We start from the raw sequence: 21,287 nt of genomic DNA on the forward strand, positions 1-21,287 counted from the left end.
CAGGGCCCTTCCGAGTTCCTGCACCTTCTTGATGCTGATGAGGTAATCCTGGTGGTAGTTTCTCATCCCCTTGGGATCATCCCAGACGATGTTTTGGAGCTTGGGGCAATCATCCTTGATCAACAGGGCCTTGTCCACCTCTTCCTGGGTCTCGCCCACAAAGAACTTGGAGTCGGAATGGTCAATAATATATTTGACCTCCTCCATCATACAGTCCTGAAACAACCATACGGCAACGCCCCCCGCGCAGAGGGCGGCCATCTCCGCCCAGAGGCCTTCCGGACGATTATCGCCGATCATGGCCACCTTGTCCCCCCGCTTCAGACCGAGGCTGACCATACCGAGGGAGAGATATTTCACATTGTCATAGTAGTCCTGCCACGTAAAAGGCATCCAGATGCCGAACTCCTTCTCCCGCATGGCCACCTTGCTGGTGCCGTACTTCTTACACTGGCTGACAAAAAGCCGGGGGATCGTGAGGTCTTTGGTGATTTCAATCCCGTTTCCACCCATCGTTTTCGTTACCTCCTTGTGGAATACAAATCCTCTTCACCCAGATAGGCCTTTACGACCTCGGGATTCGCCTGAACCTCCTCAGGTGGACCGTCCATGATCTGGTTGCCGAAATTGAGCACATTGACACGGTTGGAGATATCCATCACCACGCCCATATCGTGCTCAACCAGGACGCAGGTGACCTTCCAGCGCTCCTCTTCATTGATGTCGAGGATAAACCGGGCCATATCCTCCACCTCTTCCAGGTTCAATCCGGCCAGCGGCTCGTCCAGGAGCAGCAGTTCAGGATTGAGGGCCAATGCCCTCCCCAGTTCCACCCGCTTCTGGAGTCCGTACGGAAGCATATGGGCAGGCTTGTCCCGAATGCTCTCTATCTCAAGAAGATCGATGATCTCCTCCTCAATAAACCGCCTGGAGGCGATCTCTTCCTTCCGGGTCTTACCCACATATACGGAACCGCTCAAAATACCGCTCTTAAGATGGATATGCCGCCCCAGGCGGATATTGTCGAGGACCGACATCCCTCCGAACAGCTCCAGTTTCTGAAACGTGCGCGAAATACCCCGCTCTGCCCTATGATGGGGCCTCAGATGAGTGACCCGCTCTCCCTTATAGTAGATCTCTCCCTGCTGGGGTTTATACAGCCCGTTGATGCAGTTCATCATGACGGTCTTTCCAGCCCCATTGGGCCCGATGATGGAATGGATTTCTCCCTTTCTGACTTCCAGGTTCACCCCGGCCAAGGCGGCGACCTTGCCAAAAAACATATGAATATTTTCAAGCTTCAGAATGATCTCGCCTTCTTTGAGTCCCCCCCCCTGAACCATATCACGGGCCTCCATATTTGCAGTTAAATTTTGTCTGACGCGGCTGTTAGAAAAAAGAATTGATCACGCCATGGTCATTGATCAGCAACGCTCATCAAAGGCTGTCACTGCGAAAGCGCGCGCCTGCGGCATATGCCACAATGGATATGGATCTTTAGTGATCTTGCGGGCTTCTGCAATCTCCACGGTGTTATCCGCTCACGGGTTTCGCAGATTATCGGATATCAGATATATGAACCGCTGCTCGTCGGCAGCGCTTCATCAATTATGGATCGGGCCATGAAAAAAATCGGTTCTGTTCTTGTTCGTGCTGAAAGACATGGAATCTTAAATAATAATTCACGTATGCAGCGTATCTCATGCCTTGATAGAAGCGGCAATGAAGGTGATGTGTTTCACGTAAGCGGATTCAGAAACGACCGGTTGTGTATTTTCATGGGTTCTGATTTGAGACTCTTTCGTCAAAGTCATTAATTTGAGAGATAGGAAGTTTTTTTATATATACTTAAAATCCAGAGGTCCTTTTTTTTAGTATAAAACGGACAATGGGTTCTGAAATGCGATTACACAATTAATCCGTCATAGTTCTTTTGTCAACAAAATTTATCAAAAAATAGTCTTCCATTCCATTCGTCCGCCGGCACCTGCGGACTTCAGGGCGAAAAGGTCGGCCTCATCTCCGGAATAAGTTTTTTCCGGCACTGGCCCAGAAAATATTCATCTGTCATGCCTGCGACGAAATCGCGTACGATCGCTGCGGGGGTTGTTTGCTGGATATACTGTTGAGACATCCCCTCTAAAAACCCCTTGAAGATGTCTGAGTCGGGGTTGCTCATTTCAAGGTCCTCCAGATATTTTTGAAACAGCAGTTCAAACATGAGACATATCTTGTCTGTCTGCGCCTTGACCCTCGGATCCTTATAGATACATCCCTCATTAAAACGCTTCAATTTCTTCAACGCCGATCCCACATCTTTGCTGAAGCTCAAGTACGGCTTATCCAGGCTATTTGCAATTAGGTCCTCAACGAGGGTGTAGACGATCGTTCCGTTGGTGTCTCCCAGAACATGACGGCAATCGTCCGGGATATCCCGCCGATGGATCAAACCGAGTCTGATGGCATCTTCGATGTCCCGTCCGATATAGCTGATGGTGTCAGCCATTCTGACCACGCACCCCTCCAGTGTCATCGGCCGGAGGTCCGTGGAGGGATCCTGGGCCTTTTGCCTCATTTCCTCGGCCAGGGTATCAAAGGACTTTTCTCTCTTGGGTTCGAGAAGCTGGGAGTGAATTTCCCCATCGTGGCAGAGAATTCCGTCCAGGACCTGCAATGTCAGGTTCCACCCCTTCCCTTTCCTCTCGATCTTCTGCAGGAAGCGGACGCCCTGGATATTATGGAGAAATCGACCGATACGGTGGGATTCACACAGACTGGAGAGGAATTTCTCCCCATCATGCCCAAACGGCGTGTGCCCGATATCGTGCCCGAGGGCTATCGCCTCAATCAGGTCTTCATTCAGACGGAGAAGGCGCCCGGCCGTCCTTGCAATCTTGGATACGAGCTGAACATGCAGGACCCTATGGGTAATGTGATCGTTTTTGATGAGATAAAAGACCTGGGTCTTGTCGATATAACGGGAATAGGCCAATGAATGGAGTATCCGGTCGGAATCGGCTGAGAAACTCTGTCTGTGTCCCTGGTCGATGTCAGGGTCGCTCTTTTGTCGTAAAGCATCCCGGCTGAGACAGGCCCAGGGAGCCAATCTCTCCCCCTCGGATTCATCCAGATCTCTTCTGACATCAAGGAGTCGTTTGCTGTAAATCACCTGCCCGGGTCCCCCTTGCCCCCTGACCTGGCATAGACCTTTTTGATCTCGTTCCAGAGGTTTTTCCCCCTCTCTGAAATTACGCCGCGGGCGGTATCAGCGATCCTTCGAGATTGACTTTCCAGATCCTCATCCCCGGGGGGCGCAATCCCCTCCTTTTTATATTTCCAGCGCAGTATGGAGCGGGCAATGCGCGCCTCACCATCTTCGGCCAGGCGTCTGATACCATTCTTGGTGCTTTCATCCATTATGACGCCTCTTACGAATCGCCGGGACAATGGGGGCGTTGGCCCGATGGGGAATAGTGGAAGACCGGAGCACTGGAATACCAACCGCTTTAAACGGTTTCCTATTTTTTTTTCTTGCAAATCAGAATTGCCAGTGGTATATATATCGGCTTATGAAATTTTGAGCCTCATCAGCGAATCCGAGGCTTTTTAGACCCGGGCGTGTTCATTGGCCGATCCTGACCGGGTGCCTTCGCGTATTCACCATAAATGACGTTTCCTCAGGTGTTGTGTTCTCCACCATGATAGCGTTCTTTTTGCAGTAGAATACCAGATCAGGGGGATGGGTTCAAGGGTCAATGGACCAAAAAACACAGGTTTGGAATTTTGCCAGGTGCTCTGCCAATACATGGGTATGAGAGGCTCCGAACCGAGGGAAAACCGGCATCGAGATCTGAATCGATCTCACTATCAAGGAGGATTGAATGGCAGCAATTATCAACATGAAACAACTTCTGGAATCAGGCGTCCATTTCGGACACCAGACGAGACGCTGGAACCCCAAAATGAAGCCGTATATCTTCGGCGCGCGAAACGGGATCCACATCATTGACCTTCAAAAAACGGTCAGGCTTATTAAGATCGCTTATGATTTCATTGTCAGGACAGTCTCAGAAGGCTACCCTGTCCTTTTTGTCGGAACCAAAAAACAGGCACATGAATCCATTGTCGAGGAGAGCGAACGTTGCGGCATGTTCTATGTTGTCAATAGATGGCTGGGAGGTTCCCTCACCAATTTCCAGACGATCAAGAAAAGCATCTCTCGTCTCAAGGAACTCGAACGGATGAAAGAAGACGGTTCTATCAACCGCTATACGAAAAAAGAAATTCTCAAGATGAACAGGGAGCTGGAAAAGCTGGAAAAGAATCTCGGGGGAATCAAAAACATGGATGAGCTGCCGGGGGTAGTATTCATTGTCGATCCCAAGAGAGAGAAAATTGCCGTCAAAGAGGCTAAAAAACTCGGCATCCCTGTCGTTGCGATCGCCGACTCCAACTGCGATCCGGATGAAATCGACTTCCTTATACCGGGAAATGACGATGCCATACGGGCCATCAGGCTCATCTGCTCAAAGATCGCAGACGCCTGCATCGAAGGTCACAACCTTGCGGAACAGCGGTTAAGAGAAGAAGATGCCTTAAGAAAGGAACAGGAGGCCGCTGAGGCTGAAACCGCTGAAACGCCGCCGGTCGCAGCTCAGGCGGAAGAAGGGGGCCCTGAAATTATTGTCCTTCCCAAATCCGATGCTTCCAGGGCAAACGAAGCGACGGACGAGGAGCACGTCGCGTCTGTGGAAGGATAAGCACGCCCATTGACCATGGTACATCAATAAAGTAAAGAACAAAACATTCCATCAAGTGGGGGGGAGTATAAATTGACCATATCGACTTCAACCATCAAAGAGCTGAGAGAAAAGACCGGCGTTGGGATAATGGATTGCAAAACAGCGCTTTCTGAATGTAACGGGGATATCGACAAGGCCATCGATCATCTGAGAAAAAAGGGCATCGCAACGGCCAAAAAGCGTGGAGGACGTGCCACTTCCCAGGGCCAGGTGCAGTCCTATATCCACGCGGGAGGAAAAATCGGGGTCCTGGTCGAGGCCAACTGCGAAACAGACTTCACGGGCAAAACAGAGGACTTCACAGGCTTTGTAAAGGACATCGCCATTCAGGTTGCCGCGACCAGCCCGGTCGCCATCGACCGGGAAAGCGTGCCCCAGGATGTCCTGGAAAAGGAGAAGGAGATTTATGCAGTGCAGGCCAAGGAATCGGGAAAACCTGAAAAGGTGGTGGATAAAATCGTTGAAGGAAAACTTAATAAGTTTTATTCCGAGGCATGCCTCCTGGAACAGCCCTTTGTAAAGAACCCCGACATCACGGTTCAGGACCTGTTAAACGAATTAATCGCCAAGACAGGCGAAAACATCATCATCAGACGGTTTGTCCGATTTCAGTTGGGTGAATCCGAGGGTTAATCGCCGGCGTCGAGACATAGCCCTGCCGGCGGCATCCCTTCCCTTGATGCTGCCGGGGCTCGATTTCTGAATTCGCACCGCCGGTCTATCCGGGTTGGGCAGTTATCCAATTCGTCTTGTGAAAACATCACAAGAAAACTCTCTGTCTCTGTGTCTCCGTGCGAGACCTTTTTTATTCCGGCTTGTCCGGATAAGGAGCAGTGCCATGAAAGACGAGATCCTTTCCGAACTGCGTCAAAAAATGAATAAAACCGCAGAAGCCCTGGAAAAGGACTTCAAGAGAATCCGGACAGGCCGGGCCTCTACCGCTCTATTGGAAGGGATCAAGATCGACTGTTATGACACCCAGATGCCCCTGGAACAGGTGGCGTCCATCGCTGTCCCGGAGAGTCGGCTTATCACTATCCAACCCTGGGACCTGTCCGTCATCGGCGATATCGAAAAGGCCATCCTGAAATCCGAACTGGGGCTCACCCCTGCAAATGACGGCAAAATTATCCGGATCTCGATCCCGCCGCTGACAGAGGAAAGAAGAAAAGAGTTGGCAAAGGTGGCCAAAAAGATGGCTGAGGAAAACCGTATTTCAATACGTAATCTCCGAAGGGAAGCCAACGAAATGTTCAAGGAACTGAAAACCGAAAAAGAGATTTCAGAAGATGAGTTCTTCAAATCTCAGGAGGACGTTCAGAAAATAACCGATGAATTCATTAAAAAAATTGATGAGATAACCTCCCGAAAGGAAAAGGAAATCATAGAATTCTGATCTTCCGCCTCTCTCTTCTTTACACGATGTTCTGACCGGCGCTTTTAGACGAAACATCATGACATCCATTGATTCCACACGATTGCCCGACCATGTCGCCATTATTATGGACGGCAATGGCCGGTGGGCTAAGAAAAGGGGGCTCAGTCGTATCCTGGGACACCAGCAGGGCGCCGACGCCGTAAGGGAGATCGTGACAATGAGCTGTGAAATCGGGATCCGCTGGCTCACCCTCTATGCCTTTTCCGAAGAAAACTGGAAGAGACCTGAATACGAGGTCCAGGCGCTCATGAAACTCCTCAACCGATTCCTGAAGAAAGAGCTGGAAGAGATGCAGGAAAACGGAATCCGGCTCAATACCATCGGCAGGACCTCAAGGCTTCCCAAACGCACCAGGGATATCCTTCAGGACACCATGGAACAGACCTCTTCCAACAGCCGGATGACCCTGACCCTGGCCCTCAGCTACGGGGGGAGACAGGAGATACTGGATGCCGTCGTGAAGATCGCAGGGCGAGTGCAACAGGGGCAGATGGCTGCGGATGAGATTACCGAGGAGGTGGTCTCGGACGCCCTCTATACATCAGGGATGCCGGATCCTGATCTGCTGATCCGAACCAGTGGTGAATACCGCATCAGCAACTTTCTTTTGTGGCAGATTTCATACAGCGAGATCTATATCACCCCTACGCTTTGGCCCGATTTCGGAAAAAACGAGTACATGGCTGCGATCCGGGATTATCAGAAGCGGGACAGGCGGTTCGGGGGCATAGGGGGAGTAGGCAGTAGGGAGTAAGCAGTAGGCAGTAAGGAGTAGGGAGCAGGGGCTGAGAAATAGAGGGCTGTGAATAGCTCGATGGATGATTATGCATCTGAAACGATGGCTGACCGCCTTAATCGCAGTACCTATCCTGGTCTTTCTGATAGGCTCCGGACCCAGATGGTTGTTTTATTCGGTCATCTGCGCCGCCTCCCTGGCAGGTCTCCTGGAATATTATGCAATGACCTCTGCACGCCTCCCGAAACCTCTCCCATGGCTCACCGGTTTTTTGACATTTCTTCTGTTTGCCGCCATATACCTTCGCCAGATCATGCTGGTGCCGGCCATAATTCTGTTATGGGCCATTGTTCCGATGACATTGATTATGGCAGCGGGTCCCCGAAAATACGCGGCTGAAGATCTTGGCAAGACGCTGTTCGGCCCTGTGTATGCGGCGCTCCCCCTTGCCCTCCTCATCCTTATCGACATACGGCCGAAGGGACCGGTCTGGATATTCTTTCTGCTGACAGTTGTCTTTGCCAGCGATACAGGCGCCTTTTATTTCGGCAGGCTTCTGGGAAGGCATAAACTGTATGAGGCCGTCAGCCCGAACAAGACGTGGGAGGGGGCCGTCGGCGGACTGGTCGCGGGCCTCATGGCCGGAGCTCTCTTTATTCGCCTGATAGGTCCCTCCACCCTGGATCTGAAGGTGCTCATCCTTACGGCGTTTCTGTCCACAGCAGGTCAGATTGGGGATCTATGCGAATCGATGTTGAAGCGAAGTCATGGGGTAAAGGACTCAGGGCATATTCTCCCCGGACACGGGGGCATTCTCGACAGAATAGACGGTCTTCTTTTTGCCATCCCTGTTCTGTATGTCTATCTTTCTCTTGACCTGGGAACCCCATAACTGGCAATGTATATCCATTCCCATATTTGATTGCCCATCTCTCCCGGAGCGTAAACATGAAAAACATCGCCCTGTTGGGCGCTACCGGATCCATCGGCGTCTGTGCCCTCGAGGTCGCCAGGGCCCATCCTGAAGAATACAAAATCGTGGCCCTTTCAGCCGGCAGAAACGGGGATCTCCTGTTAGACCAGATAGAGATCTTCCGGCCGGTAGCCGTGTCCGTATTAAACGAATCCGTCGCGGTAGAGGTACGCTCCCGTCTCCCTGGGGATAACGCCCCCGAAGTCTTTGTCGGGGTCGAAGGATTCGTGCGACTGGCAACCCTTGAAGGGGTGGATACGGTGGTTTCCGCCATGACCGGTGCCGCGGGCCTGGTACCTACCTATGCGGCCATTAAGGCCGGAAAAGATATCGCCCTGGCCAACAAGGAAACCATGGTCATGGCCGGCCCCTTGGTAATGGCGGAAGCACGAAAACAGGGCGTGACCGTCCTCCCCATCGACAGCGAACACAGTGCAATCCTTCAATCCCTTCAAGGGCATCCGAGGGAAGACCTGAAACGGGTGATCCTGACCGCTTCAGGAGGACCGTTCAGGGATCTGTCACTTGACGAGATGCGCCATGTTACGGCCGCCCAGGCCCTCAAGCACCCCAACTGGGAGATGGGCCCCAAGATTACCATCGATTCAGCGACCCTGATGAATAAGGGACTCGAGGTGATTGAGGCCAGATGGTTGTTCGATCTGAGAATGGATCAGATAGATATCCTGATACACCCCCAGAGCATCGTGCACTCCATGGTGGAATACAGGGACGGTTCGCTCATCGGCCAAATGGGGATTCCGGATATGACCATTCCGATCTCCTATGCACTGTCCTATCCACGACATCTCAGCAATGGTCTTCCGCCCCTGAATCTGGAAACGATCCGGGACCTCAGTTTCAGGAAACCGGACATGACGCGATTCAGATGTCTGGCGCTGGCATTGAAGGCGGCGACAACAGGGGGAAGCATGCCTGCGGTCTTAAACGGCGCCAATGAAATTGCCGTTGACGCCTTCCTGAAGGGGACGATCGGTTTCCTGGACATCCCGGATGTGATAGAAAAGACCATGAACGCCCACACCCATTCGCCTGTGGAAACCATCGAAGCGGTGTTGAGTGCCGACAGGTGGGCAAGGGAAACGACCAGGGGACACTTGCGCAGGTGATCCGGAACTCAGGCGTTTCGCCCTGATTGGAATAATGGAATTTTGGAATACTGGAATACCGGGTGAAAGGTATTCCATATGTTTTTGTAAAAATGACGGGTTCCGATTTAAACCCGATAATCCCGTATTCCACCATTCCGCCTTTCCATGTCCGACGCAAACCGGGCTGCCCCATTAAGGATAATATTTCAATAAATCATACAAATTCGAGACCTTCAGGTTGAGTCTGGAGAACGACCATGCATTTAGATCAATCCATACATTTTTTTCTATACTATATACTCCCTTTTCTCGTGGTCCTTGGCGTGTTGATTTTTTTTCACGAGTTGGGTCATTTTCTGGCCGCCAAATATTTTGGCGTAAAGGTCCTGAAATTTTCATTGGGATTCGGCCCCAAACTGGTGGGCAAACAGGTGGGAGAAACCGAGTATCTTATCTCCGCCCTCCCCTTAGGCGGCTATGTAAAGATGTTGGGAGAAACCGCCGATGAAGAGGAGGGTCCCCTTTCACCCGAAGATGAAGAAAAATCCTTCAGCAATAAGCATGCGGCCAAACGGATCGCCATTGTGGCTGCAGGCCCCCTGTTCAACCTGCTTCTGGCCCTGGTCATCTTCTGCGGTTTTTATATGGCGGCAGGGGTCCACGTCATGACCTCGGAAATCGGTCAGGTAAGGGAAGATTCACCCGCCAGCCGGGCAGGTTTACAACCAGGGGATGTCATCGTGTCCGTGGACGGCCAGGCAACAGAAAACTGGCCTCAGATCAAGGAAATCATAGGGGTAAATACTGGCCAGCCGGTTGAAATCAAAGTAAAAAGAGGAAGTGAAGATGTTACGGTCACGGTGGTACCGGAAATCTCGGTAACCAAAAACATCTTTGGCGAGGATGTTCGATCGCCCCTTATCGGAATCGTCGCGGCCGGAACATTTGAGAAGCTTGACCCTGGTCCTGTGGGCGCCGTCGCGGAAGGATTCCGAAAGACCTGGGAAATCATCAAACTGACCTGCCTGACCGTTGCAAAGCTTATCCAGAGGATCATTCCGATGGAGACGGTTGGAGGACCCATCCTTATCGGCCAGATGACCGGTCAACTGGCCCAGGAAAACTGGATTCATCTGATCCCTTTCATGGCGGTTATCAGTATCAATCTGGGTATTTTGAATCTTCTTCCGGTGCCGGTCCTGGACGGCGGGTTCATTGTCCTCCTCCTGATAGAGCTGATCATCGGACGGCCTCTCCATATAAAGAAACGCGAGCTTCTCCAGAAAGCGGGGATCTTTCTCCTGGTGCTCCTGATGGTATTTGTCCTCTATAACGATATCAAACGACTCATCGGATAAGGGCGTTACCTGCATATGATCCTGGCCATTAACACGTCTTCTCTCCAATTCTCCCTTGCCCTTGTCTCTGAGAACGGGGGCCTGGTGGCAGAGCACCTGATGTCCGAAGGAAAGGGTCATTTTGGGAACCTGGTGCCTGCCCTTCACTTTCTCTTTAATTCCTCCGAACGGGAAATCCGGGAGGTAAAATGCATTTCGGTTGCAACCGGTCCGGGAAGCTTTACCGGTCTGAGAATAGGGGTCTCCCTTTCAAAAGGCTTGTGCCATGCCCTTCGGGTCCCCATAATCGGTATATCGACCCTTGAGGCCATGGCGATTCAGGCCCCATGTGCAGGCCTGCCCGTAATCCCCATCCTCCATTCGAGGAAAGGAGAGGTCTTCACTACCCGATTCGTCTGGAATGATGACAGGGACCTCAAAAGGACCGGCGAAGATGCCTGGGTTCGATTTGAGGATATCCCCCTCCTGTTCCAGGAACCCTCTCTGTTTGTCGGAAACGATTATCCCACCCAAGGGCCCCGCTTGAAGAATCTCCTGGGAGAGCGTGCCCTCCTGGCGCCGATCCACAACTGGTGTGCGAGGGCGTCTGCCGTCGGATCCCTGGCACGCGAGCGATTTCTTCACGGCGATCTGGATGATCCCTATGCCCTCAATCCGGTTTATCTTCGTCCCCCCGATATCCGATCCAACCGCACTCCCTCGTGTGAAACCCTGGATTGACTATCGCCGATTGACCATTATCATATAAAAAAATAAGCACACATTTGTCTTCTGAAAATATGCAAATTGCCCCGGCAGGGGGGCTCATTTAAAAGCGCTGCAGCCCAAAAAATAAGGGGCGCCAAGGCCGTGGGAACGCACCAGAATGTTTCGTGCCGGCTTTGACTAAGGGATTGACAAAAAGGCTTTAAATGATATAACGTCCCGAGACATCATCGGATTGATTTTTCTTCCTGAGAAGACGGCTGTGCCATGTGCTGAAATATGAAATTTCGTTTATGAAAGAAGGTTTTCGAGTTATAAATTGGATAATTCACGGATTAACAACACATGGCCGGTAGCCAAGGAAGGGGTCCCCTTCATTGTGGTCAGCAGCGGACTGACCATCCTCCTTGCCTGTCTCGGCCATTTCCATATCGCCATGTTTCTGGGGGTCTTTGCACTTTTCATCATTTTCTTTTTCAGGGATCCTGAACGCATACCCGGCCTTTGTGAGGAGGGCGCCGTACTCACCCCCGCCGACGGCACGATTCTGGAGGTACGCCATCTCGACGGGGAGGACAACCCTCTCGGCCGGTCAGCGGTCAAGGTGAGCGTCTTTATGTCCATCTTTAATGTGCATGTGAACCGTATCCCCATCGGCGGAACCATTGAGGAGATCACCTATCACCCTGGAAAATTCTTTTCTGCAAACCTGGATAAAGCCTCAAAGGAAAACGAGAGAAATATAATCATCTTGAAGACCGGACATGCTGAAAGAGTTGCCTTTGTGCAGATTGCGGGTCTTATAGCAAGGCGAATTGCATGCTGGATCGAAAAAGGAGATCATGTATCCAGGGCACAGCGATTCGGCCTTATCAGGTTTGGCTCACGCTTGGAGGTATATCTTCCCGCGGACAGCAGAATCGCTGTTGAGGTCGGGCAGAAGGTCAAAGCAGGGCTAACCACTATCGGACATCTCTCATGATTTCGAGGTCAAGCATTCCTTCTTTCTCCTTTTCCGCAAAAAAAATCTTAAAGGCTGGGGCGGCCCGCCCGGGCATGACATATCCATTTTCTTATCCTGCCGACGGCGGGAGAAAGACCCCATGCTATTGTCACAGGGAATACCAACCGTTTCATGGAACGGGAAAATGAGGAATCTATCTTCCCCCCGATCAATCCGGTACAAGACATGACGCCTTGCCAGATCGGATCCCTTTCTGACGTATTGTCCTGTCCGGGTCTCTTGTTTGAGAGAGGACTGTGATTGAAAGGGAGCAGGATGAGAATCACCGGCGGTCAATCCAGGGGAAGGGTTCTCTTAGGTCCGAAGGGCCGCCTCATCCGGCCGACCGCCGATCGCGTCCGTGAAGCGGTTTTCAATATATTGGGCCAGGACTTATCAGGATATCACGTCCTGGATCTCTTCTCCGGCACGGGGAGCCTCGGTCTGGAAGCCCTTAGCAGGGGCGCCGTATATTCCGTTTTTGTCGATAACCTGGATGAATCGGTTGAATTAATAAAGAAAAACGTTGAGCGATGTGGGCACCGGCATTCCAGCAGGATCTTGAAGAGGGACCTCACCAGAGGACTACCCCTGGGGCACGTCTTCTTGAATAGAAAATTTGACCTTGTCTTCCTGGATCCGCCCTATTCCAAGGATATCGCACCGATATTGGTTGCGGAAATCTCGGCAGGAGAACGGCTTTCATTATCGGCACGGGTCGTTGTCGAAACAGGTAAAACCACGGACCTCCCATCTTCTTTTTCAGGGCTTTCGAGGGTCCATGCCCGGGTCTATGGGGATACAAAGATCAGCATTTATGAACTCAGGGATTCAGGAATTGAGGGATTGAGAAGCTGAAAGATTCGGGAATTCAGGCCTCAGCGTTTGACACGTTGACACTTGCATCTAACCACTCACCAGGAGTTGAATGAGGAATGGAAAAATGTACAAAGACCGCCATCTATCCCGGCTTTTTTGACCCTATCACCAATGGGCATATGAGTATTGTCTCACGAGGTCTGGATATATTTGACCGCGTGATTATTGCCATCCTGCACAACCCCAAGAAGGAACCCCTATTTTCCATAGACGAACGGATGGGGATGATCCAGGAGGCCTTGAAAGGAAATCCGAACGTTGAGGTAGATACCTTCGACGGATTGCTGGTTGATTATGTTATCCATAAGAAATCGAATATCATCCTGAGAGGGCTTCGGGCCCTCTCGGACTTTGAATATGAATTTCAGATGGCGCTCATGAACCGCAAATTAAACCGTGATGTCCAGTCTGTATTTCTGATGACCGACTATAAATGGTTTTACATCAGTTCCACCATCATAAAGGAGGCGGCAAGCTTTGGCGGGGATGTGAGCGGCCTTGTTCCGGAATTCGTCAACAACAAACTCAAAGAAAAGTTTTTGAAGAGAAAAAATGCTTGACACATCTGTCAACAGGAGTTATTTCTCTCTAAAAATTTAAGACTTAGGTGGTTTTCACCCTGCAGTACAAATGAGGAGGATCATAAGGTGGCCCTGACCAAAGAAAAGATCATCGATACCATTTATCATCAGGTCGGACTTAGTAAAAGTCAATCCCGGACAGTTGCGGAAGGACTCCTTGAACTCATTAAAGGGACCTTGGAGAGGGGGGAAAACCTCCTGATCAGCGGTTTCGGCAAACTTGTCGTCAAAGAAAAATCCGCACGTCGGGGGAGAAACCCTCAAACCACTGAAGACCTCCAACTGAGGGCTCGGCGGGTCGTCGTATTCAAGACTTCCGGCGTCCTTCGCGACAAGATAAACAGATGACAGATGCGGAGAACCCGCTTCGCGGGGAATCGGCGCAAACACCTACCTGAGCACCTCCAGTATCTTGTGCAGTTCTCGTTTCACCTCCTTGAAGAATGAGTTTTCGGTGGTTGGCGGCTCGTTCTTCTCCTTTTTGAGGCGTAACTTGGCGCCCTCAATGGTCATTCGGTCCTCATAGAGGAGCCTCTTGATTTCAAGAAGGGTCTCTAAGTCTTTTTTCTGGTAGGTCCTTTGCCTGGAATCGGCCCTTCGGGGTCTCAATTGGGCGAATTCGTTTTCCCAATATCTCAACACGTAAGGCTCCACGCCCACGATGCGGCTGGCCTCCCCGATTCGAAAGTATCGTCTGTTACCGGGAATCTGGACCATTTTTCAGCCCTCCCTCAATCTGCCTCCGGTTTCTTTTCTGATTTTTTCAATAATCGCCCCGTGCAAACGGTTGATCCGCTCACCCTCAAGGGTCTCATGCGGAGATCTGTAAGATATCCTGAAGGCGATGGCCTTCTCCGAAGGGTCGATCTTTTCTCCTTCATAAAGATCAAATATTTGAACCGACTCCAGCAGGTCGCCCCCTTCCTTTCGAATGATCTCAACAAGTCGGGCGCTCTCTATGTGCCGTTCCACCAGAAGCGAAAGGTCTCTGAAGACGGCGGGAAACCGCGGAAAAGGCCGGAATTTTCTTGCGCCGAGACACAGCATCGGGATCGGCTGGACATCCAGTTCGAAAACATAGGCATCTTTGTCTTCTAGATCGTATGTGCCCATCACATTTGAAGCGACCTTCCCCAACCGCCCGATGCGCCTGTCTGAACAATAAATCCCGGCCAGGATCTCATTGTCATACCCCGGCGCCCCCAGCTCCCTCTTGAAATGAATCCCGTGGAGACCGATCCCCTTCAAAAGGGCCTCCACCGCCCCCTTCATATCGTAGTAATCGCAGGCTCTCTCATCATGATACCACGATTTCTCCTGATACTGACCGATCATTACGCCCGCGATAAAGATCATCTCTGCAGGGAGTCGATCCTCGCCATCTTGAACAAATATCTTTCCCCATTCGAAAAGCCGCAGACCCTTTTGATCGTGGACCATGTTGGTCTTCACCACACTCATGAGCCCTGGAATGAGCGACGTCCGCAATACCGACTGGTCGACCGTCAGCGGGTTCAAGAGCGGCACAAAGGACCTGATGGGGCTGTCCTCCTCCGCCCCCAGGATATCCGCAGATTCAGGGGAGATAAAGCTGTAGGTAATGATTTCAAAAAAGCCGATGCCGGTCATGATAGCGTTTATCTGATTCTGAAGAAATAGTTCCGGCGAGTCCCCCTCCTCCGACGGTCTTATGCTGGGAACCGTGAGAGGTATCCGGTCGAAACCGTAGCATCTCGCCACCTCCTCTGTCAGGTCCGCTTCCCGGGTGACATCCACACGAAATGACGGCGGTTGGACGACCAGTTCATCCTCATTCCCATCACGGACCCCCATCTCGAGTGCTTCAAAATAGCCTTTCATCGCCGTCCGTGACAGGGAAGTGCCCAGGATACGGTTGACATGGTCTGTCCGGAGGTGAATACGGGGAGGATTCCAGGGTCTGGGGTAATTGTCCACGAGGCCTTTGGCGATCCTTCCCCCGGACAAACGGCACATGAGAGAGAGTGCCCGCCTCAGCGCTGACCCAACGCCCTCGATATCGGCCCCTCTTTCAAAACGGTAGGAGGCCTCGGTAGAGAGTGCCAGGCGCTTGGAGCCCCTTCGAATGGTCACAGGATCGAAAAACGCGCTTTCGATCAGGACGTTCGTTGTATCGGCGAAGATCTCGGAATTGAGTCCGCCCATGATCCCTGCCAGGGCCACGGCCTTCTCCCCATCACAGATCATAAGGTCTTCCCGACACATGGTACGGCTCTGCCCGTCCAAGGTGGTGAAGACCTCCCCCTCTTCCGCCCGCCGTACCACAATCCTGTTCTCTCTCAGACGATCATAGTCAAATGCATGGAGCGGCTGACCCGTCTCCAACATCACATAATTGGTCACATCCACCAGGTTGCTGATGCTTCGGACCTCGGACTGATACAGCCGGTATCTCATCCAGAAGGGGGACGGCCCCGGTTTTACGCCCTGAATCATGCCTGCGGCGTAGCGGGGGCACCCATCAGGATCCAGAATCGTGACGCTTGTGAGTTCTTCAATGGAAGGCCCGCTCTCATCCATCCGGATATCAGGCATCTTGAGGGGCTTTCCCGTGGCCGCCGCAATCTCCCTTGCTATCCCCACTACATTGGCGCAATCAGGCCGATTGGGCGTAATGGCGATATTGAAGACCCAGTCGGGGAAGCAAAGGACCGAGGAAATTTTTGCGCCGGGAACCAGGTCCGGACTGAGGATCATGATGCCGGCATGATCATCGGTCACCCCCATTTCATCTTCGGCCAGGAGCATCCCCGTTGACAGCACCTCCCTGATCCGGGTTTTCTCTATCAGCCTCCCGTCCGGGAGTTTCCCCCCGGGGAGAATCAGCGGCGCTAAGGCACCTTCCACAACATTGGGGGCGCCGCAGACCACATCGACCTGTTCCTGTCCGGTATCTACGGCGCAGACGGTGAGACGTTCTGAGCGGGGATGGGGCTTCACAGACACGATTCGCCCCACGATGATATCTTCAAGGGATTGGCCGACCGGTTCCATCCCTTCCACTTCAAGGCCGGTCATGGTCAGGAGATGGCACAGCTCGTCGGGCCCCATCTCGACATTCACGTATTCCCTTATCCAGTTCAGACTTACCTTCATATGTCGCTACGCCATTGAGAAATTGCGAATTCAGGAATTCAGGAATTGAAAACAGTTCTCATCCCTTCATTTAATCCCTTAATCCCTAAATCCCTAAATTCATCTAAAATTGCCTCAAAAACCGCATATCGTTCTTAAAAAAGAGCTGAATATCATCGATCCCGTATTTAAGCATGGCAATCCTCTCGATCCCCATTCCGAATGCAAAGCCGGAGTAGAGATCCGGGTCGTAATCCACAAACCGGTATACCTCTGGATCCACCATCCCGGATCCCAATATTTCCAGCCAGCCTGTGTGGGAACAGGTCCTGCACCCGGCCCCTTTGCACATGACGCAGCGGATGTCCACTTCGGCACTCGGCTCTGTAAAGGGAAAAAAGCTGGGCCTGAAACGAAGGCGTGTGTTGCGGCCGAACATCTGGTGAACAAAACCGGTAAGGGTTCCCTTAAGATCGCCAAAGGTCACCCCTTTGTCCACAAGGAGACCTTCCACTTGATGGAACATGGGGGTATGTGTCACGTCAGAATCGCGTCGATAGACCTTGCCGGGGGCAATAATGCTGACAGGCGGCTTGTGGGATTCCATCACGCGGACCTGCATGGGTGAGGTGTGGGTCCTGAGGACGATATTGTCGGAGATGTAAAAGGTATCCTGCATGTCCCGTGCAGGATGGTCTTTGGGTATATTGAGGGCCTCGAAATTATAATAATCCAGTTCGACGTTGGGCCCTTTCACCACCCTGAATCCCATTCTCGAAAAGATCCTGCAGACCTCCTGCAGGACCAGGGTGATGGGATGAAGGTGTCCGCGAAGAGGCTCTCTTCCAGGCAGGGTCAGGTCGATGGATCCTGTTCCGCTTCCCCTTCCGGCCCCCAGAAGCGTCTTTGACTCCTGAAAGCGTTCTGAGAGATTCTTCTTGACCACATTGGCCAATTTACCGATCTCGGGACGTTGTTCTGGCGGCAGGCCACCGACGCCTTTCATGAAGGACGTAAGCCGACCTTTCTTGCCCAGATATGTGATCCGGAATTGTTCAAGCGCCGCGAGATCCGTAATCGCGTCGAGTTCCTTCAGGGCGCGTGATTCCAGTTCAAGAAGTTGCTCTTTCATCAGGCTGTCTGTTAGAGATGTGAGGCGGGCTACTGGGCCATGCTCACTAACCGGGAAAAAGCCGCGGGATCATGGACCGCCATATCGGCGATCGCCTTACGATCCAAAAGTATCCCCGCCCTCTGAAGACCTCCGATGAACCGGCTGTAGGAGAGTCCGTGCTCCCTGGCAGCGGCATTGATCCTGACAATCCAGAGACTGCGGAAATCCCGTTTTCGGGTCCTCCGATCCCGGTATGCGTACACGCCGGCCCGCATAACCATCGCATCCGCGGTCCTGAGCTGTTTACTGTGCCCCCCCCGGAAGCCTTTCGCAGCCTTCAATATCTTATTTCTTCTTCTCCTGGCCTTAAAGCCTCTTTTAACCCTTGGCATGGCTAAACCTCATTTATGGTATTTGCGAAGCGTTGTCTCATCTCATACCTGAGCCGTCACTTCATGATGCAGATTACGGTTGCTCGGCGGGGACATGAAAAACCCGGATAGATCCTCTTGCGAATTTCGTCCGGTATGTCATCGACCATCCCCTGCACGTTTTCTTCCGATGCAATACATCGGCTCAACATTCACGATTTTTGCCTACACGTCCTGCTGGATTTCACATTTTTAACAATATCCTAAAAAGACACAACGCGCACAGAAACGGCTTCAAGTTCCTGAACACATCAATCCCCTGATTTTGAAATTCCCAATCCCCAACGGCTCATAGATAGGGGATCAGTTTGGCCACCTGTCTCATATTGGTGGCATCCACAAGACTCGATTTCCTCAGATTTCTTTTTCGTTTGGAACTCTTTTTCGTGAGAATATGACTTGAAAAAGCCTTGCTTCTTACCACCTTACCCGACCCAGTGGTCTTAAACCGCTTGGCGGCTCCTCGGTTCGTCTTTATCTTGGGCATTCTTTACCTCCATCTGCTAAGGTGAAACCCTGCAGGATGCACCTTTCAGTTACCGACATTGATGGCATCGGCAGGAACTGCGCCCATCCAGAAGGTCTCACCCCGCTGACCCTTATTTCGGAATAATGACCATCGTCATTCTGTTTCTCGCCTCCCGGGTAGGCGGCTGTTCTACGGCACCGTCTTCCGAGACCTCTTCAGCGACCCGCTTCAGGATCTCTTCGCCGGCATTCATATAGGCCATCTCTCTCCCCCTGAAAAAAACAGTGACCTTCACCCGATGCTTCTTTTCAAGAAATTTCTTGAGGTTCTTGATCTTGAAGGTGAGGTCGTGGTCCTCTGTATGGGGGCGAAGTTTGATCTCCTTCATCTGGCCGCCTCGGCTCTTTTTTCGAGCCTCCTGGACCTTCTTGCTCGTCTGGTATCTGAACTTCCCGTAATCCATGATCCGACAGACCGGGGGGTCTGAATTGGGCGCAACCTCTACAAGATCAAATCCTTCATTTTTGGCCGCTTCCAAGGCATCACGCAGGGATACGATACCCAATTGATCGCCTTCAGAAGAGATCAATCGCACCTCCCTCGAACGGATCCGTTCATTGATCCTGACGTCATCAGATTTTTTTACTATGGTCATTACCTCCTTTGTTCGGACTCTCCTTTGATCAGGTCACTAAATGCCTTCGCAGTCATCAGCGAAAGATTTTGACCGCTCCTCTGCCTTGGGGTTACCCCGTCATTATCGCATTCATTATCCCCGATAATCAGCATATAAGGGATCTTCTGCAGTTGCGCCTCTCTCACCTTGAGGCCGAGTTTCTCGTTTCTGAGATCGGCCTCAACCCGGACATCCGCCTCCCTCAGGGTCTGATATACCTTTTGGGCATGGGGGATATTTCTGTCTGTTACCGTAAGGATGACCGCCTGCACCGGCGCCAGCCATGTGGGAAATGCGCCCGCATAATGTTCGATCAAAACCCCGATGAACCTCTCAATTGCGCCTAAAATCACCCGGTGAAGCATCACCGGCCGATGCTTTTCGCCGTCTTTACCAATATACGTGAGATCAAACTTTTCAGGAAGTGTAAAATCACATTGAATGGTAGCGCACTGCCATTTTCTTCCCAGTGCGTCTTTCAACTTGACATCGATCTTGGGACCATAGAAGGCCCCGTCCCCTTCATTGATCTCGTACGCCAGCCGCTCATCTTCCATGGCCCTGATAAGGGCCTGTGTAGCAAGTTCCCAGTCCGCATCAGACCCGATCGACTTTTCAGGCCGCGTACTGATCTCCAGGTCATATTCAAACTGAAAGATATCCATGACCTCTTTGACAAAGTTGAGCACGCCCTTTATCTCGGCATTGAGCTGATCCGGAGTACAGATGATATGGGCGTCATCCTGGGTGAATTCCCGAACCCTGAAAAGTCCGTGCAAGACCCCTGAACGCTCGTGCCGGTGGACCGTGCCCAACTCAAAGTACCTTTTGGGCAGATCCCGGTAGCTTCTCAACTTGGAGCCGTAAATGAGCATGTGCGACAGACAGTTCATCGGCTTGATACCGTAGGACTGCTTATCGATCTCGGTAAAATACATGTTTTCCCGGTAATTCTCGAAGTGACCCGACTTTTTCCACAATTCCGTCTTCAGGATCTGCGGACCTCTCGCCAACTCGTATCCCCTTCTCAAATGCTCCCGTATCTCAAACTCCTCGAGGATGTGCCGCAACATGGCGCCCTTGGGATGCCAGACGATCATCCCGGCCCCGATCTCTTCATAGGTATTGAAGAGTCCGAGCTGGGGTCCCAGTCGGACATGATTTCTTTTTTTGGCCTCTTCGAGCCAGTGGAGGTGCTTTTTCAGATGCTTCTGGTCGGCGAATGCCACGCCATAGATTCGACTCAGCATGGGCCGGGTTTCATCCCCCCGCCAGTAAGCCCCGGCAACCCGGGTCAAATGAAAGGCCTTAATCATCCCGGTGGACGGGATATGCGGCCCCCGGCACAGATCTGTGAAACTGCCCTGGGTATAGAGGGAAACCTGGTCCGCGCCCAGGTCCTGGATCAATTCGACCTTGTAATCTTCGCCCTGATCCTTGAAAAAATCGATCGCCTCCTGACTCCCCATCTCTTTCCTGGCAAAGGGAAGGTCTGCCCGGATGATCTCTTTCATCTTTTCTTCAATGGCAGGGAGATCATCCTCTCTGAACGGACGTTCATAATCAAAATCATAATAAAATCCGTTTTCAATGGCCGGGCCGATCGTGACCTTTACCCCGGGAAAGAGCTCCCTGACGGCCATTGCCATGACATGGGAGGTGCTGTGCCGGAGGATTTCCACCCCTTCATCGGACTGCAGATAGATGGGCGCCAGTTCAGCCTCGTCTTCCAGGGCCGAAGACAGGTCCTGCAACTCTCCGTTCACCTTTACAGCCACCACCCTGTCCAGGCCGCCCACATTCAGATGTTCAAGGGCCTGGCGCGCTGACAGGGATTCCGCCTCCACCTGTTCTGTCGGATTTTCATTCAAATGGATCGAAAACGTTTTCATCATA

The 21,287-nt window shown here is 51.9% G+C and carries 23 protein-coding genes; 12 read left to right on the top strand and 11 right to left on the bottom strand.

From position 1 onward, the window contains the following. From K9N21_09115 to K9N21_09130, 4 genes are all read right to left on the bottom strand, one after another. On the bottom strand, window positions 1-513 hold a 513-nt coding region (locus K9N21_09115; GenBank protein ID MCF8144065.1), incomplete at its 3' end, for an AMP-binding protein. 8 nt (window positions 514-521) lie between these two features. Beyond that, complete coding sequence (locus K9N21_09120) at window positions 522-1,343, bottom strand: ABC transporter ATP-binding protein (protein ID MCF8144066.1); 822 nt, start codon at window positions 1,341-1,343, stop codon at window positions 522-524. A 653-nt stretch (window positions 1,344-1,996) separates the two neighbouring features. After that, window positions 1,997-3,166, bottom strand: a complete 1,170-nt coding sequence (locus tag K9N21_09125) for an HD domain-containing protein (protein MCF8144067.1) — start codon at window positions 3,164-3,166, stop codon at window positions 1,997-1,999. Then, the gene (locus K9N21_09130) at window positions 3,166-3,417 is read right to left on the bottom strand and encodes a hypothetical protein (GenBank protein ID MCF8144068.1); all 252 of its coding nucleotides are present in this window, start codon (window positions 3,415-3,417) and stop codon (window positions 3,166-3,168) included. Before K9N21_09130 ends, K9N21_09125 begins: the two co-directional genes overlap by 1 nt. Before the next feature lie 464 nt (window positions 3,418-3,881). Here K9N21_09130 and rpsB point away from each other — a divergent pair, with 464 nt between their 5' ends. From rpsB to K9N21_09190, 12 genes are all read left to right on the top strand, one after another. Beyond that, a complete protein-coding gene (gene rpsB, locus K9N21_09135; GenBank protein ID MCF8144069.1) occupies window positions 3,882-4,760 on the top strand; it encodes a 30S ribosomal protein S2 in 879 nt (292 codons plus the stop codon). 129 nt (window positions 4,761-4,889) lie between these two features. Beyond that, complete coding sequence (locus K9N21_09140; protein MCF8144070.1) at window positions 4,890-5,435, top strand: elongation factor Ts; 546 nt, start codon at window positions 4,890-4,892, stop codon at window positions 5,433-5,435. A gap of 205 nt (window positions 5,436-5,640) precedes the next feature. Beyond that, window positions 5,641-6,198 carry a ribosome recycling factor gene (gene frr, locus K9N21_09145; protein MCF8144071.1) on the top strand — a complete coding sequence of 186 codons (558 nt, stop codon included), beginning with the start codon at window positions 5,641-5,643 and terminating at the stop codon, window positions 6,196-6,198. A 58-nt stretch (window positions 6,199-6,256) separates the two neighbouring features. After that, window positions 6,257-6,994 carry an isoprenyl transferase gene (locus K9N21_09150; protein ID MCF8144072.1) on the top strand — a complete coding sequence of 246 codons (738 nt, stop codon included), beginning with the start codon at window positions 6,257-6,259 and terminating at the stop codon, window positions 6,992-6,994. A 70-nt stretch (window positions 6,995-7,064) separates the two neighbouring features. Continuing rightward, on the top strand, window positions 7,065-7,868 hold the full coding sequence (locus K9N21_09155; GenBank protein ID MCF8144073.1) for a phosphatidate cytidylyltransferase: 804 nt from the start codon (window positions 7,065-7,067) through the stop codon (window positions 7,866-7,868). Between the two features lie 56 nt (window positions 7,869-7,924). Continuing rightward, window positions 7,925-9,079: a 1-deoxy-D-xylulose-5-phosphate reductoisomerase gene (locus tag K9N21_09160; protein MCF8144074.1), complete on the top strand. Its 1,155-nt coding sequence runs from the start codon at window positions 7,925-7,927 to the stop codon at window positions 9,077-9,079. Between the two features lie 239 nt (window positions 9,080-9,318). Next, the gene (gene rseP, locus K9N21_09165; GenBank protein ID MCF8144075.1) at window positions 9,319-10,419 is read left to right on the top strand and encodes an RIP metalloprotease RseP; all 1,101 of its coding nucleotides are present in this window, start codon (window positions 9,319-9,321) and stop codon (window positions 10,417-10,419) included. 15 nt (window positions 10,420-10,434) lie between these two features. Beyond that, window positions 10,435-11,139, top strand: a complete 705-nt coding sequence (gene tsaB, locus K9N21_09170; protein ID MCF8144076.1) for a tRNA (adenosine(37)-N6)-threonylcarbamoyltransferase complex dimerization subunit type 1 TsaB — start codon at window positions 10,435-10,437, stop codon at window positions 11,137-11,139. A 304-nt stretch (window positions 11,140-11,443) separates the two neighbouring features. Then, window positions 11,444-12,106, top strand: a complete 663-nt coding sequence (locus K9N21_09175; GenBank protein ID MCF8144077.1) for a phosphatidylserine decarboxylase family protein — start codon at window positions 11,444-11,446, stop codon at window positions 12,104-12,106. 297 nt (window positions 12,107-12,403) lie between these two features. Beyond that, the gene (rsmD, locus tag K9N21_09180) at window positions 12,404-12,985 is read left to right on the top strand and encodes a 16S rRNA (guanine(966)-N(2))-methyltransferase RsmD (protein ID MCF8144078.1); all 582 of its coding nucleotides are present in this window, start codon (window positions 12,404-12,406) and stop codon (window positions 12,983-12,985) included. Between the two features lie 77 nt (window positions 12,986-13,062). Further along, window positions 13,063-13,566, top strand: a complete 504-nt coding sequence (gene coaD / locus K9N21_09185) for a pantetheine-phosphate adenylyltransferase (protein ID MCF8144079.1) — start codon at window positions 13,063-13,065, stop codon at window positions 13,564-13,566. An 87-nt stretch (window positions 13,567-13,653) separates the two neighbouring features. After that, window positions 13,654-13,935 carry an integration host factor subunit alpha gene (locus K9N21_09190; GenBank protein MCF8144080.1) on the top strand — a complete coding sequence of 94 codons (282 nt, stop codon included), beginning with the start codon at window positions 13,654-13,656 and terminating at the stop codon, window positions 13,933-13,935. Window positions 13,936-13,977: 42 nt separating this feature from the next. Here K9N21_09190 and K9N21_09195 read toward each other — a convergent pair whose 3' ends face one another. The 7 genes from K9N21_09195 to thrS form a co-directional block, all read right to left on the bottom strand. Next, window positions 13,978-14,304 (bottom strand): MerR family transcriptional regulator, encoded by a 327-nt coding sequence (locus tag K9N21_09195; protein MCF8144081.1) that lies wholly within the window; start codon window positions 14,302-14,304, stop codon window positions 13,978-13,980. A gap of 3 nt (window positions 14,305-14,307) precedes the next feature. Beyond that, window positions 14,308-16,722 (bottom strand): phenylalanine--tRNA ligase subunit beta, encoded by a 2,415-nt coding sequence (gene pheT, locus K9N21_09200; GenBank protein MCF8144082.1) that lies wholly within the window; start codon window positions 16,720-16,722, stop codon window positions 14,308-14,310. Window positions 16,723-16,825: 103 nt separating this feature from the next. Continuing rightward, window positions 16,826-17,833 (bottom strand): phenylalanine--tRNA ligase subunit alpha, encoded by a 1,008-nt coding sequence (pheS, locus tag K9N21_09205; protein ID MCF8144083.1) that lies wholly within the window; start codon window positions 17,831-17,833, stop codon window positions 16,826-16,828. Between the two features lie 29 nt (window positions 17,834-17,862). Further along, the gene (rplT, locus tag K9N21_09210) at window positions 17,863-18,207 is read right to left on the bottom strand and encodes a 50S ribosomal protein L20 (GenBank protein MCF8144084.1); all 345 of its coding nucleotides are present in this window, start codon (window positions 18,205-18,207) and stop codon (window positions 17,863-17,865) included. A gap of 328 nt (window positions 18,208-18,535) precedes the next feature. Next, complete coding sequence (gene rpmI / locus K9N21_09215) at window positions 18,536-18,733, bottom strand: 50S ribosomal protein L35 (GenBank protein ID MCF8144085.1); 198 nt, start codon at window positions 18,731-18,733, stop codon at window positions 18,536-18,538. A gap of 112 nt (window positions 18,734-18,845) precedes the next feature. Continuing rightward, window positions 18,846-19,370: a translation initiation factor IF-3 gene (gene infC / locus K9N21_09220; GenBank protein MCF8144086.1), complete on the bottom strand. Its 525-nt coding sequence runs from the start codon at window positions 19,368-19,370 to the stop codon at window positions 18,846-18,848. Next, on the bottom strand, window positions 19,370-21,283 hold the full coding sequence (gene thrS, locus K9N21_09225; protein ID MCF8144087.1) for a threonine--tRNA ligase: 1,914 nt from the start codon (window positions 21,281-21,283) through the stop codon (window positions 19,370-19,372). Before thrS ends, infC begins: the two co-directional genes overlap by 1 nt. Window positions 21,284-21,287: the final 4 nt, after the last annotated feature.

It is taken from the genome of Deltaproteobacteria bacterium, assembly GCA_021737785.1.
GTDB lineage: Bacteria > Desulfobacterota > DSM-4660 > Desulfatiglandales > Desulfatiglandaceae > AUK324.

Excerpts from the sequence above, each read along its gene's own strand:
- K9N21_09120 (MCF8144066.1), bottom strand. The coding sequence starts at position 1,343 with ATGGTTCAGGGGGGGGGACTCAAAGAAGGCGAGATCATTCTGAAGCTT.
- K9N21_09130 (MCF8144068.1), bottom strand. The coding sequence starts at position 3,417 with ATGGATGAAAGCACCAAGAATGGTATCAGACGCCTGGCCGAAGATGGT.
- rpsB (MCF8144069.1), top strand. The coding sequence starts at position 3,882 with ATGGCAGCAATTATCAACATGAAACAACTTCTGGAATCAGGCGTCCAT.
- K9N21_09140 (MCF8144070.1), top strand. The coding sequence starts at position 4,890 with ATGGATTGCAAAACAGCGCTTTCTGAATGTAACGGGGATATCGACAAG.
- frr (MCF8144071.1), top strand. The coding sequence starts at position 5,641 with ATGAAAGACGAGATCCTTTCCGAACTGCGTCAAAAAATGAATAAAACC.
- K9N21_09150 (MCF8144072.1), top strand. The coding sequence starts at position 6,257 with ATGACATCCATTGATTCCACACGATTGCCCGACCATGTCGCCATTATT.
- K9N21_09155 (MCF8144073.1), top strand. The coding sequence starts at position 7,065 with ATGCATCTGAAACGATGGCTGACCGCCTTAATCGCAGTACCTATCCTG.
- K9N21_09160 (MCF8144074.1), top strand. The coding sequence starts at position 7,925 with ATGAAAAACATCGCCCTGTTGGGCGCTACCGGATCCATCGGCGTCTGT.
- rseP (MCF8144075.1), top strand. The coding sequence starts at position 9,319 with ATGCATTTAGATCAATCCATACATTTTTTTCTATACTATATACTCCCT.
- tsaB (MCF8144076.1), top strand. The coding sequence starts at position 10,435 with ATGATCCTGGCCATTAACACGTCTTCTCTCCAATTCTCCCTTGCCCTT.
- rsmD (MCF8144078.1), top strand. The coding sequence starts at position 12,404 with ATGAGAATCACCGGCGGTCAATCCAGGGGAAGGGTTCTCTTAGGTCCG.
- coaD (MCF8144079.1), top strand. The coding sequence starts at position 13,063 with ATGGAAAAATGTACAAAGACCGCCATCTATCCCGGCTTTTTTGACCCT.
- K9N21_09195 (MCF8144081.1), bottom strand. The coding sequence starts at position 14,304 with ATGGTCCAGATTCCCGGTAACAGACGATACTTTCGAATCGGGGAGGCC.
- pheT (MCF8144082.1), bottom strand. The coding sequence starts at position 16,722 with ATGAAGGTAAGTCTGAACTGGATAAGGGAATACGTGAATGTCGAGATG.
- pheS (MCF8144083.1), bottom strand. The coding sequence starts at position 17,833 with ATGAAAGAGCAACTTCTTGAACTGGAATCACGCGCCCTGAAGGAACTC.
- rplT (MCF8144084.1), bottom strand. The coding sequence starts at position 18,207 with ATGCCAAGGGTTAAAAGAGGCTTTAAGGCCAGGAGAAGAAGAAATAAG.
- rpmI (MCF8144085.1), bottom strand. The coding sequence starts at position 18,733 with ATGCCCAAGATAAAGACGAACCGAGGAGCCGCCAAGCGGTTTAAGACC.
- infC (MCF8144086.1), bottom strand. The coding sequence starts at position 19,370 with ATGACCATAGTAAAAAAATCTGATGACGTCAGGATCAATGAACGGATC.
- thrS (MCF8144087.1), bottom strand. The coding sequence starts at position 21,283 with ATGAAAACGTTTTCGATCCATTTGAATGAAAATCCGACAGAACAGGTG.